Raw genomic sequence first — 12,740 nt, forward strand, 5'->3', positions numbered from 1 at the left:
CGTTGACTCAGAGGACCATAGCTAGATGAAAAATTAGTTATACTTTCATGTCCATATCTTTATGTGGTAGATTGATTAAGGCTGTTTAAAGGTGAAATGAAGATCATGAAACAAAACTTAAGCTCAGATTTCCAAGAACGGGCCAATAAAAACAACGGTGTGGGGGAAAAGCAACAAATTTCAATGCCCTACAACATAGAATTGCTTTCTATTTTAAAAGATGCTGTGATAATCACAGACGAAAATTTCAAAATATCATATTGGAACCCTGCTGCAGAAGAGATATATGGTTGGAAGTCGTCTGAAGTTCTGGGAAAAACTGCAAAAACAGTTTTAAGAACCAAATTTATTGGAAATGAACAACCAAACACTTCTAAAATGTTGAGTGAAAAGGGATCCTATGAAAATGAATTTCTTCAGTTTACCAAAAAAAATTTTCCCCTTTATATAAGCTCTAAAATTGTCACTATTACAGATGGAAACGGTGTTGTAAATGGTCATATATCTATTAATAGGGATATGACAGCTACTAAGAACACTGAAAAGAAACTCAAGCGGAGTTACAACATTTTAAATTCCATAGTTGAAAACACCAATGATGCTATCTACCTAAAAAATTTAAGTGGCAATTATATCATGGTAAACACTGCTACATCAGAAATAATGGGAAAACCCATATCCGAAATTATTGGAAAAAATGATTGGGATTTATACCATGGGGAAGATGCAGAAGTAATAACCACGGAAGATAAGGAAATAATTGAAAACATAGAAACCTTGACCTACGAAGAAAGTTTGTACTCTGAAAGGGAAGGTGAAATTCGAGATTATATAACGACCAAAGGTCCATATATGGGTTTTGATGATTCCATTTTAGGAATTTTTGGCATCGGTCGAGATATAACTCATTTAAAGGGCGTTGAAGAGAGAATAGTTAAGAGTGAACAAAAGTATAGAAGACTGTTTGAAACCATGATTCAAGGAGTTGTTTATCAGGATTCTTCTGGTAAAATTACTTCAATGAACCCAGCTGCTGAAAAAATATTGGGGTACAGTTTAGCTGAAATTCAAGGACAAAAACCACAGGATATTGTACAAGAATCTGTACATGAAGATGGATCAGAATTTTTAGCCGAAGAGTTTCCATCATATTTAGCTTTAAATACTGGTAAAGAAATTGAAGATGTTATTATGGGACTTAAAATTCCCAGTGGTTACAGATGGTTGAGTGTACATGCAGTACCTCTCATAGGAGATGATGATAAGCCTTTCCAAGTTTATACCACGTTTAATGATGTAACTGATAAAATTGTAGCTCAAAACGAACTAAAAAAGAGTGAAAAAAGGTATAGATCTCTTTTTAATAAGATGACTGAGGGATTTGCATTGCATGAAATTGTTTGCGATTCTAATGGTGAGCCTGTAGACTACATATTTTTAGACATCAACCCTGCATTTGAAGAGTTGACAGGACTTAAAAGGGAAGATATTATTGGAAGGAGAGAATCAGAAGTTATTCCTGAGGACACTGTTAACTGGGTTAAAATTTATGGTGAAGTGGCGTTAGAAGATGTTTCAATTCATTTTAATGAATATTCCAGTGCATTAAACAGACATTATGATGTTCTTGCATTTTCGCCTGGAAAGAATCAATTTGCAGTTATATTTAATGACATATCACAAAGGGTGAGGATAGAAAATGAGTTAAAAGAAACACTTAGACAATTAAAACTCACAAATTCAGAACTTAAGCAGTTCGCCTACATAGCATCCCATGATCTTAAAGAACCTCTGAGGGTGATTACCAGTTTTTTACAGTTGCTCCAAAGGAGATATAAAGATCAATTGGATGAAGATGCAGATGAATTCATTAATTTTGCTGTGGATGGAGCAATACATTTGCATGAACTGATAGATGACTTGCTTGAATACTCAAAGATCAACACACGATCAGATGAATTTACCTGTGTTGATTTTGAAGATGTTTTGAAAATTGTCGAAACTAATTTAGATATTTTAATAAAGGAAAACAACGTATTTATAACCAGTGGAAAACTTCCTAAAATCAGAGCAGACAAAACCCAAATGATTCAGTTGTTTCAAAACCTTATCAACAATTCTATCAAGTACAGAAGTGTAAAAAGTCCGGAAATTCACATTTCAGCCACAAATAATGGTGATAAATGGATTTTTTCTGTGGAAGATAATGGTATTGGAATACCTTCTAAGTACAGTAAGCAAATTTTTAAAATTTTTAAGAGGTTACATGATTCTTATGAATACAATGGAACCGGAATTGGTTTGGCAATCTCAAAAAGAATCGTAGAAAAGCACGGTGGAACTATTTGGGTTGACACAGAAAGAATTAATGGTACTAAATTCAATTTCACTATAAGGAGTGGTTAACATATTAAATGTTGTATCAGATCCAATCAAAATATTGTTAGTAGAAGACAATCCTGGGGACGTAAGGCTAATTCAAGAGGTATTTAAGGACGCAAATATATGTAATGCAATGGAAATTGCCTACGACGGAGAAACAGCTATGGAAATTTTAAATTCCGATAATGGCCATAATTTCTGTCCTGACCTCATCCTATTAGACCTTAATCTACCAAAAAAAGATGGACGTGAGGTATTAAGGGAAATTAAAAATAGTGACATGTTGAAATGTATTCCTGTAGTTATTTTGACAACATCTAATGCAGAAGATGATTTAAGGGAAACCTACAACATGAACGCAAATTGTTATATAACCAAACCAGTAGACCTTGATCAGTTCATAAATGTTGTTAAATCAATAGAAAACTTTTGGTTAAGTATAGTTAAACTTCCCACAAGGTGAATTAATATGAGAGATGGTAATATTCGTATTTTACTTGTTGAGGACAATCCCGGGGATGCCGTCATAATAAGGGAGATGTTGAAGGAAATATATAAAAATAAATTTGAGCTCATACATTTTCAAAGGCTTGAAGACAGCGTAGAGCATGTTATTGAAGATTTTGATATCGTACTTTTGGATTTAAACCTTCCGGATAGCAGGGGAATTGAAACTTTTAATATAATGAACAGTCACGCCCCAGAAATGCCTATTATTATTTTAACTGGTCTTTTAGATGAAGAACTTGCAATTAACATTGTGGGTGAAGGTGCTCAGGATTATCTTGTTAAGGGTAATATTGATAAGCAACTACTTTCTAGGTCCATAAAATATTCAATTGAAAGAAAAAGGATAGAAATGGATCTTAGGAAGAGTGAGGAAAAATACAGGGCCATGGTTGAAAAAATAGAATCTGGTCTGTTTTTAATCAACTCTAAAAATGAGATAAATTATGTTAACAAACAAATGGCAGATATGTTAGGTTACAACATGGATGAAATTTTAAACAGAGATGTTTTCAGTTTCATCAAAAAGAACTGCAGGGCAGTTTTTAAAAAGCATCTACAATCAAAGGCACGTGTAGGCCAAACCTATGAATTACAGTTTTTAAAGAATAATGGATCACCACTGTGGGTCCTGATGTCCACAAGTCCCCTAAAAAAGATGAATGGAGAGTACATAGGTGCCATATCAATAATGACTGATATTACAGCTAGGAAAGGTATGGAAAAATCTATAATGGATGCAATGATTGAGAAGGATAAGGACTTTTTCTTTATAATGGGAAACATGGTTGAAGCTGTAAAACCTTTGATACAAAAAGATTATGTTGAGGATTTCCAGGATAAATTTACTTAATCCTTTCATTTTATTTTTAAATGTTTTAATGACGTTTTTTTGAATATTCTGACTGTTTTTTTTTTAGCTAAATAATAATTTAGATTCTATAAAAAGATTTGAGAATTACCACATGACACTCACATTTATATATGGTGATGTGTGCATATATACAACTATGAAAATTGATGATATGTGTGAAATTGAATGCAAACATGAAGATACAATTGAGGAAGTTAAATCGGAATTACCTGCTGATGATATCCTTTTAAAAGTATCAGAAACATTCAAAGTGTTCGGAGACCTTACAAGGCTCAAAATACTCCAAGCATTATTTAGGAGAGAATTATGTGTTTGCGATCTAACTGAAGTACTTGAAGCCAATCAATCAACAATATCCCATCAATTAAGGATATTAAGACAGAACAATCTGGTAAAATTTAGAAAAGAAGGTAAAATGGCATACTACTCTCTTGCCGATGATCATGTCGAAAAAATTATAGAAATGGGACTTGAACATGCCAAAGAATAACAAACACAATCATGAACACAACCAGGAAAACTGTGAATCAAATGAAGAATCAACCAACAACAATAAACTAGATAATTGTGGCTGCGAAGGTGAAACTTGCAATGTAAATGGTGATAACTGTAATGATGGAACATGTGGATGTAGTTGTGAAGAAGACCTTTTAGAGGAAAAGGAACAGTTATGGGACAGAAAACCCCTTATGGTCATAACTCTATCAGGAATATTCCTCTTTGCAGCACTGTACTTAGACTTATCAGGATATGGATCATTAACTACTACACCATTATTCCTGATTGTGGTTTTGCTCTCGGGATATAATGTGGTAAAAAATGGTATAATTGCTCTTTTTAAGGGAAATTTTACCATGAACTTTTTAATGACAATAGCCGTGTTCGGTTCATTTTTAATAGGTTCTGGAGCTGAAGGTGCAGTTGTAATATTCCTATTTTACATAGCACTCTACCTTGAAAACTATGCCGGAGAAAGGGCTCGAAAATCAATAGCATCCCTATTAAAATTGGTACCAGAAACAGCAACTTTGAAAAAAGATGGATTAACCTCTGAAATTCATGTTCATGATGTAAAAGCTGGAGACATTCTGGTTGTAAAACCTGGAGACAAAGTCCCAATTGATGGTAAAGTAATCAAGGGCTCAACTTCAATAAACCAAGCAGCAATTACTGGTGAAAGTGTACCTGTAAATAAAAATATAGGGGATGATATTTTTGCAGGAACTTTGAATCAAGAGGGTTACATTGAAATGGATGTCACTAAAGAGTCGGATCAAACAGTTCTATCAAAGATCGTCAAGCTGGTTAAAGAATCACAGAAAAAAAGGTCAAATACTGAAAATTTCATTGATAAACTGGCAAAATATTATACTCCTGCTGTTATAGGACTCGCAGCTTTAGTTGCAATAATTCCGGTTGTATTCTTTGGACAATCTATAGATGAATGGGTTTATAGAGCACTGGTACTGTTAATAATATCTTGTCCTTGCGCATTTTTATTATCAACACCAGTTGCCATGGTATCAGGAATAACAGCAAGTACGAAGAACGGAGTTTTAATAAAAGGTTCAAGATACGTCGAAGAAATGAGCAAGATAAAGGTCATGGTGTTTGATAAAACTGGAACATTGACACAGGGAAATTTAGAGCTAACTGATATAATAGCATTGAACAATTACTCGAAGGCTGAAATATTGATGGTTGCAGGTTCATTAGAATCAAATTCAAACCATCCAATAGGAAATGCCATAAGTAGCTATGTCAAAGGGCAGGGTGTTAAACTCAGTGAAGTAAAGGATTTCAAGTCCATTACTGGAAATGGTTTAAAAGGAACCCTCGATAATAAAACCTATATTTTGGGTAAGAAGAATTTATTTAGCAATAAATATGAATTTTCCGATACAATGATTCGGGGATTTGAAGATCAAGGAAAAACAGTGGTTTTAATTGCTAATGAAACTGAGATATTAGGTTTTATTTGTATGAAGGATACTGTGCGAATAGCTTCTAAAAGCACAATATCAAAGCTGAAGAACAGTGGAATAAAAACAGTCATGCTCACTGGAGACAATGAACAAACTGCAAAAACTGTTGCTGATGATATTGGTCTTGATGAATATTATGCCGAATTATTACCAGAGGATAAAGTAAAAATCATTGAAAAGTATATTGATAAAGGAATTGAAGTTGCTATGGTTGGTGATGGAGTGAATGATGCTCCAGCCCTTGCAAGATCTAATGTGGGTATTGCAATGGGGGCCGCAGGTTCGGATGTTGCAATTGAAACTGCAGACATAGCTCTCATGCACGATGATATTAGTAAAATCAACTACCTTCTGAATCTAAGCAGAAAAACAATGGGGGTTGTTAAACAGAATGTTTCTGTTGCACTCATAATCCAAGTATCACTATCTGTACTTGCAGTGTTTGGTTATGTTTCATTGTGGATGGCAGTAACATTTGGAGACATGGGACTTACACTTGCAGTAATATTAAACTCCCTAAGACTTGTATACACTAAATAAAGTTGTAAAAAAAGAATAACCAGTTAAAACTGGTTTACATATATTTTTTTTTTTAAATAATTATGTTGTGGGTTCTATTAATAGTTCACACCATATTTTGTATTTATAATCTAATTTCAAACTACGTTCCATATGTTGTACATAGTTCCGATGTACCAAACTGTTTTTTTGGTCACCATTTCATATTGGGGACTGTGAACTCGAGTGATGTATAATTTAATATATGATCCGAATTGCCTGTACCATGTTTTTCCATGTGCTGAATTACCATTTGTTTTATAGGAATTGAGGGCTGATACTGGGTTTAATACTTGCATACTCATATGGAGATTGTTATTGTCATCCCAAACTGTGCCCTTAGCAGAGTTTGCCCTTACAACATTTCCATTATGAAAGTTTTGAACATTATTTCCCACTAATTGTCCTTTATAAGCAGCATTTTTACTATTTTTAATAGGAAACATTGCTGCGTAAGCAGTAACAATTTTAGCATTAACTAGCCATTGATACTTGGTATTTATGTTAAACTTGCACCGTTCCAAATATATTTTGTCACGGTCTTGGCCACTTTTTGGGAATTATTTTTAGGATTTAATAAATCAGATGTTTCAACGATCTCAAGTTTATTGAACTCATTCATTAAATTCATTGTTGGAATGAATTTGATGCCATCTCCATAATAAAAAATACTATTAACCATTTCGTAACCGTGCATACCACCCATCAAAGGATTTCCAGCTATTTGGACGGCTTTTTCCCAGTTTCCAGGTGTTGTAAGATCTGTACTTTGAATTGGTTTTGGGGAAATATAGCTGGAGTTAGATACAATATTTTGCAATTTATAAATTCTATACACATCTTCAGGACCATTAGTTCCATTAACAGCAGGATTCACCATGTGATAGAATAGATATCTGTTCCAGTATGCACTGTAAGCAGGTTTTTGATATACTGCATATTTAGAATAAGTTTTAGTACCATTAACTGTTTTTTCAGGTGATAAAACTTGAAAATAAACCTTTGATGATGTTGGAGGTGTTAAGGATACTCTGAAACTGGAAATAAACAATTTGTTATAATTGTTTTTTAAACCCTTGAAACTGCCTGTATGGATGTACAACATATATTTCTCTCCATTTTTTAACAAGCAATTTGGAGTTATTCTCAACTTTTGTTTTCCCAGAGTGAGGGATATGGGTACTGACTGATTAGAACTTGATTTAAGTTCAACCAGACCATTATTAAGTGTTACATTTTCATTAAAAATCACATTTATTGCTTTATTTGCAGGAATATCAATAGAACCATGGGAAGGATCAACACTAATAACATATGGATTTTTCACAGCAGATGCACTACTTGAACCCATTTGTGAATATGATAAAGCCCCAATAAAATAAAGATAATTTTAAAATTTTTCATCTAATACCCCAATATTAGTTTATAATTTAAATCATTCGATATTCTATTTAATTGTAATGAATTTTAACATGGAACAGGTTACTCTGGTGAATTAATCAGTTACTTTTTTCAGTTTGTAACATTTGTACCCGAAATAAATTGTTAACCCGAGAACAGTCCATATGCTAAAATATAGGATTGTTGATAGTTTGAGTTCTAAAATCAGTACTAAACAAATTACAATTGTTATCAAAGGCAAGACTGGTACTAATGGACATTTAAATTTCCTTGGTACATCTGGACAAGTTCTTCTAAGGTTGATTATTCCAATGGCCACAAAGATAAAAGCTGTTAAAGCTGCTATATTAGCAAGTTCGAATACAGAACCCAATGGCACAAAACTCGCTATGATACCTATTAACACTCCTGAAATAATTATTGGTATGATGGGAACCTTATATTTGGTATTTATATGGCTCAATTTTGAAGGGAGCAGTCCGTCCCGACTCATTGAATATATTACCCTGGGAATTATGTAAAGATTAACTAGAATGACAGTTGTGAGTCCTGCCATAATTCCAATGGTAACAATTGTCATGATCCAGTTGGCACCGACAGCATTCAATGCGTACTGAACAGGGGCTGCAACTCCGGAATATTCTGAATATTTGACCATTCCAGTCATTATAATAACTACCAAAATATATAATACTGCACACAGGACTAATGAACCTATTATTCCTTTAGGAATGGATTTTTGAGGATTTATGGCCTCTTCGGACGAGGTAGCCACAGCTTCAAACCCAAGATATGCAAAAAATACCATGGCTGCACCTTGGAAAACACTATTTATGCCATTTGGCATGAAAGGGATGTAATTGGCGGTGTTAACGTATTTTATGCCCATTAATACAAAAATAATTACAACAGCAAGTTTTATAATTACAATCACATTGTTAACACGTTTACTGCTTCTTGCACCCATTAATACTACTCCAGTTAACAGAGCTACAATTATTAAGGCAGGTAAATTTATCATGGTCGTGTACTGTGATATTAAATTTGGAAAGTTTATATTAAGGGAAACCATCAAGCCCGTAAAGTATGAACTCCAACCAATTGCTACTGTTGCTCCAGTTATTATTATCTGTAAAACAACTGACCAACCAACGATCCACGCCCAGATCTCACCGAGTGAAAATTGAGTATAGGTGTAACTCCCACCTGTCACTGTGATAATGCTGGCCATCTCTGCAAAACAAAGGGCAACCATAACACAAACAAAAGCTGCAGCAGAAAAAGAAAATATTATTGATGGACCTGCAACAGCTGCTGCTAAACCTGTTACAACAAAAATACCAGCACCTAAAATTGCACCAACACCCAATATAATCAAGCCAATACTACCAAATGTTTGGGATAAACCTGAATCACAAGTCGTGCAATCTTTAATATCCTTTTTTACGAGTAAAATTTTTTTGAGATCCATCGTATTTCACAAACTTTAATGTTTAATTAAAATTTTATATACTCGTAAGCCTCTTCAGGTTTAAAGCTGTAGTTTAATGTTGTGTAATCTGACATGAAGTTCATTGCATCATTTTTAACATTTTTCCCATTAATAACTACTTCATTTATAAAATTAGCAACAACTTCCATTTCAGACTCTTTAAGTCCACGCCTAGTAATTTCCTGTGTTCCAATCCGGATTCCAGATGGTTCATTAGTTTCTGTTTTTTCATCCCAGGGTAGAAGATTTTTATTCACTATGATGTTGTTGGTTTCAAGACGTTGCGATATTTCTGATGAACTTCCCACTGATTTAATATCCATAACCAACTGATGTGATTCTGTAAAATCAAGATCAGGACAAAGTACATTAAAATCCAAATCATATAAACATTCTGCAAGTTTTTTCGAATTTTTTATGGTCTGTGTAGCGTAATCCTTTCCAAATTCTAGCATTTCTGCACATGCAATTCCCAAGCCTGCCACATGATGTAAATGATGGTTACTTACAACTCCTGGAAAAACTGCATTGTCAATGGTTTGTTTCAGTTCGTTGGAGGTAAATATTATACCTCCTTGGGGTCCCGGCAGTGTTTTATGGGTACTGCCAACCATCAAATCTGCACCTTCCTTTAATGGATCTTGGAATCTTTCACCAGCGATCAGACCTAGTACATGAGCACCATCGTACATAACTTTGGCTCCAACTTCATCTGCGGCTTCTTTTGCTTCTTCTACTGGGTGGGGGAATAAGAATAAACTACCTCCTAAAAGAACTAGTTTAGGTTTAGTCTTTAAAATGTCTTTTTTCATGGCATCTGCATCAATGTTCATTGTTTTGTTATCAAATGGGTGTGGTCTGATTTTTAATCCCCGAATTCCAGCTGCACTTACTTCTGCATGACTTATATGTCCTCCATATGGAACACGTAATGCCATTAAGGTATCGTTGGGTTTAGTAAGAGCAAAAAACGAGGCTAAATTAGCTACAACTCCCGAAGTTGGTTGCACATTAACATGTTCAGCTTTGAATAGTTTTTTTGAAAGTTTAACTGTAAGGTTTTCTATTTTATCAATATATTTACAACCTTCGTAAAATCTTTTATTAGGAAGACCTTCTGCATATCGATGGGAAAGATCTGAAGCTAATACTTCTTTTATTGGTTTACTTGTGATATTTTCACTTGCAATCAAATTAATGCTATTTTTCATCCAATTTTGATGATCTTTAGTATATTCTCGAATTTGTTCAATATAATTCTTATTTTCCATATTTATCACCTAAGCAGAATTTATAATACTCTTCTATTGAATTAAAAATATTGAAATTATATAGTAATATTTTTGGATTGCATAGTATTATATTGTCTTGAGTGATATAAAAAAGTTATTATTTGTAATACTAATCTAAAAAAAAAATAACCTAATTATCAAAAAATAGTTTCAAATAATAATTTAATTCATTAGTAGCTCTTAAATTTTGTTTATAAGCTCATTATCTTTATCAAAGATTTATTTTAATTAAATTTTATTTCATTAAATCTATGAATTAGTCAGTAATTATTCTTGTAATGCAAATTCAAGTTAATATTAGTATTTGCATTTATAATTATAGAATATTGGAACTGATATAATCAAACTAAGATCTCTGATTAGTTTAATTCTATAAAAAAAACTTAATGATTAAGGGTCTTGTTAAAAAAATAATAGATTCATAATCCTTTATTTACCAATTAATCCCTTAACTAACGTAAACATGAATTTCAGGTTAGGGGAGGTGCTGGTAAATTGTTGTTTCCATTTTTGTATCTATGATTACATCGAAGGGTATACTGTTTATCCATCCGGATCTTTCGAATATGCTCATAAAACAAACTCCAATAATTTTGGGGTTATGATCATTTGAAATTTCTTTTACCATATTTAAAACATCATCGGGTGAACAACCAAATTTTGGCATTGCTAGACCACCCATCACAACTACAACATCAGGGTTACTCGGATTTGCTTTAATATCAACTGCATTATAGCCCAAATTATTTTCCATTTTTAACATTTTAGTTTGTTTTAAATCTGCGTTGGGTACAAATATTAACTCATGATTTTTATCCCTGATTGCGTACGATAAAAGTTCAATAAATGGTGTGCAAACAGCTGCAGATCCTGTGAATACTATCTTAGATCCATCTGAAATTCCATTAAGATTATCCCTAAATGCTCCTGTAAATCCTACTATTCCTGTTTTCTTTTCCATATTAATCACCTCATTACTGTACTCAAACTAAATTGTTTAAATATTTAAATCGTTATGGGCTGCATTTAACAAGGAATCCCCTAAATTTTCTACATTTGGTTTTATAACAGAAATCATTTCTGCTTGCAAGGCATATGAAGGACCCTCATTGATATTTCCATTAAATAATAGAATATCAACATTTTCATTTATAAGAAATTGAGCAGTTTTAATTCCTTTTTTTTGTTCATTAGTATCTGCAGGATTCCCCTTTAAAGCATAACTCCTTATATTATCTTTATCTACATCAGCTATTAAATAATAAGGTGCTTTCCCAAAATGTTTAGAGATTCTTGAATTTAATCCATTTACTTGATCAATTGGTACAGCAATTTTAACTGTTGTTTTTTCGCAGGGATCTACTTTTATTAGCAAACTATCTAAATCCTTAAGCTCCTTTCTTATGAGTTTTTCTAGTTTTTTAGATATTAAATCCGCCTTCTCTATTGTTAACCGTTTTTCAGTTTCTATGTGAAGTTCAGCTAATACATATGGACCCGAACTTCTGATTTTTATATCATGCACGCCTAAAATGCCTTCTTGGCTTAATGCTATGGATTTAATTGTTTGAACTGTTTTTGGATCAAGATTTGCGTCTAATAATATTAGCACGGCTTGTTTACCATATTTGAAACCAATATAAATAATTAAGAGTGCGACTACAAATCCTGCAAATCCTTGAAATATTGGATAACCAAGGTATGAAAATAAAATTCCTAAAAATACTATTAACGAGGAGAATACATCCACAAAACTGTGTTTACCATCATTTATAAGGGCCGGTGAATTTATTTCTGTTCCGACTTTCTCCTTATATCTAGATAGTAAATATGAAACCAGTATGGATATTAAACTTACGGCAATTACTAAAGAGGGTATTGTCATCTGTTGTGGTGATATAATTCCATTTACAGATTCTATTATAATTTCAAATCCTGTTACAATGATTATTATGGATATGATGAGTGATGCTAATGTTTCAAATTTGTAGTAGCCATACTGAAACTTTTCATCTGGCCCTTTTTGAGATAGTTTTAATCCAATGTAAACGGCTACAGATGCAAATATATCAGAAAAAGAATGTATAGCATCTGCTAATAATGCTATACTACCTGATAATAATCCCACTACCAACTTCATTAGTGCCAGTGCTAAATTAGCATATGTAGAATATTTGGCTGCTTTTTCTCCTTTTTTTAGGTCTATTTGTTTGTTGTTACTCATGGAATCACTAATTGAAGATTGGAAA

The 12,740-nt window shown here is 33.0% G+C and carries 11 protein-coding genes; 5 read left to right on the plus strand and 6 right to left on the minus strand.

What is annotated here, in order from left to right; translation table 11 throughout:
- The first annotated feature begins 105 nt into the window (after positions 1-105).
- The 5 genes from METBO_RS12720 (at position 106) to METBO_RS06205 (ending at position 6,288) form a co-directional block, all read left to right on the plus strand.
- A complete protein-coding gene (locus METBO_RS12720) occupies positions 106-2,406 on the plus strand; it encodes a PAS domain S-box protein (RefSeq protein WP_048650810.1) in 2,301 nt (766 codons plus the stop codon).
- On the plus strand, positions 2,399-2,845 hold the full coding sequence (locus tag METBO_RS06190; RefSeq protein ID WP_013644829.1) for a response regulator: 447 nt from the start codon (positions 2,399-2,401) through the stop codon (positions 2,843-2,845). The genes METBO_RS12720 and METBO_RS06190 overlap by 8 nt, the downstream gene beginning before the upstream one ends.
- Positions 2,846-2,851: 6 nt before the next feature.
- A complete protein-coding gene (locus METBO_RS06195) occupies positions 2,852-3,742 on the plus strand; it encodes a PAS domain-containing response regulator (protein ID WP_013644830.1) in 891 nt (296 codons plus the stop codon).
- Between the two features lie 157 nt (positions 3,743-3,899).
- Positions 3,900-4,253: an ArsR/SmtB family transcription factor gene (locus tag METBO_RS06200; RefSeq protein WP_048186385.1), complete on the plus strand. Its 354-nt coding sequence runs from the start codon at positions 3,900-3,902 to the stop codon at positions 4,251-4,253.
- Positions 4,240-6,288: a heavy metal translocating P-type ATPase gene (locus tag METBO_RS06205; protein WP_013644832.1), complete on the plus strand. Its 2,049-nt coding sequence runs from the start codon at positions 4,240-4,242 to the stop codon at positions 6,286-6,288. The genes METBO_RS06200 and METBO_RS06205 overlap by 14 nt, the downstream gene beginning before the upstream one ends.
- Positions 6,289-6,404: 116 nt before the next feature.
- On the opposite strand, the gene METBO_RS06210 is transcribed toward METBO_RS06205, so the two are convergent.
- The 6 genes from METBO_RS06210 to METBO_RS06235 form a co-directional block, all read right to left on the minus strand.
- Positions 6,405-6,830 carry a hypothetical protein gene (locus METBO_RS06210; protein ID WP_048186386.1) on the minus strand — a complete coding sequence of 142 codons (426 nt, stop codon included), beginning with the start codon at positions 6,828-6,830 and terminating at the stop codon, positions 6,405-6,407.
- A complete protein-coding gene (locus METBO_RS06215) occupies positions 6,806-7,657 on the minus strand; it encodes an Ig-like domain-containing protein (protein ID WP_013644834.1) in 852 nt (283 codons plus the stop codon). Before METBO_RS06215 ends, METBO_RS06210 begins: the two co-directional genes overlap by 25 nt.
- A 144-nt stretch (positions 7,658-7,801) precedes the next feature.
- Positions 7,802-9,178, minus strand: a complete 1,377-nt coding sequence (locus tag METBO_RS06220; protein ID WP_013644835.1) for an amino acid permease — start codon at positions 9,176-9,178, stop codon at positions 7,802-7,804.
- Positions 9,179-9,204: 26 nt separating this feature from the next.
- The gene (locus METBO_RS06225) at positions 9,205-10,470 is read right to left on the minus strand and encodes a serine hydroxymethyltransferase (protein WP_013644836.1); all 1,266 of its coding nucleotides are present in this window, start codon (positions 10,468-10,470) and stop codon (positions 9,205-9,207) included.
- A 496-nt stretch (positions 10,471-10,966) separates the two neighbouring features.
- Positions 10,967-11,452, minus strand: a complete 486-nt coding sequence (locus METBO_RS06230; RefSeq protein ID WP_013644837.1) for a DUF2124 family protein — start codon at positions 11,450-11,452, stop codon at positions 10,967-10,969.
- A gap of 36 nt (positions 11,453-11,488) precedes the next feature.
- Positions 11,489-12,715 carry a cation diffusion facilitator family transporter gene (locus METBO_RS06235; RefSeq protein WP_013644838.1) on the minus strand — a complete coding sequence of 409 codons (1,227 nt, stop codon included), beginning with the start codon at positions 12,713-12,715 and terminating at the stop codon, positions 11,489-11,491.
- Positions 12,716-12,740: the final 25 nt, after the last annotated feature.

Origin of the sequence: Methanobacterium lacus, from assembly GCF_000191585.1 — an archaeon.
GTDB lineage: Archaea > Methanobacteriota > Methanobacteria > Methanobacteriales > Methanobacteriaceae > Methanobacterium_B > Methanobacterium_B lacus.

Bases quoted from the DNA above. Each gene is read 5' to 3' on its own strand.
- METBO_RS12720 (WP_048650810.1), top strand. From the start codon at position 106: ATGAAACAAAACTTAAGCTCAGATTTCCAAGAACGGGCCAATAAAAAC.
- METBO_RS06195 (WP_013644830.1), top strand. From the start codon at position 2,852: ATGAGAGATGGTAATATTCGTATTTTACTTGTTGAGGACAATCCCGGG.
- METBO_RS06200 (WP_048186385.1), top strand. From the start codon at position 3,900: ATGAAAATTGATGATATGTGTGAAATTGAATGCAAACATGAAGATACA.
- METBO_RS06205 (WP_013644832.1), top strand. From the start codon at position 4,240: ATGCCAAAGAATAACAAACACAATCATGAACACAACCAGGAAAACTGT.
- METBO_RS06215 (WP_013644834.1), bottom strand. From the start codon at position 7,657: ATGGGTTCAAGTAGTGCATCTGCTGTGAAAAATCCATATGTTATTAGT.
- METBO_RS06220 (WP_013644835.1), bottom strand. From the start codon at position 9,178: ATGGATCTCAAAAAAATTTTACTCGTAAAAAAGGATATTAAAGATTGC.
- METBO_RS06225 (WP_013644836.1), bottom strand. From the start codon at position 10,470: ATGGAAAATAAGAATTATATTGAACAAATTCGAGAATATACTAAAGAT.
- METBO_RS06230 (WP_013644837.1), bottom strand. From the start codon at position 11,452: ATGGAAAAGAAAACAGGAATAGTAGGATTTACAGGAGCATTTAGGGAT.
- METBO_RS06235 (WP_013644838.1), bottom strand. From the start codon at position 12,715: ATGAGTAACAACAAACAAATAGACCTAAAAAAAGGAGAAAAAGCAGCC.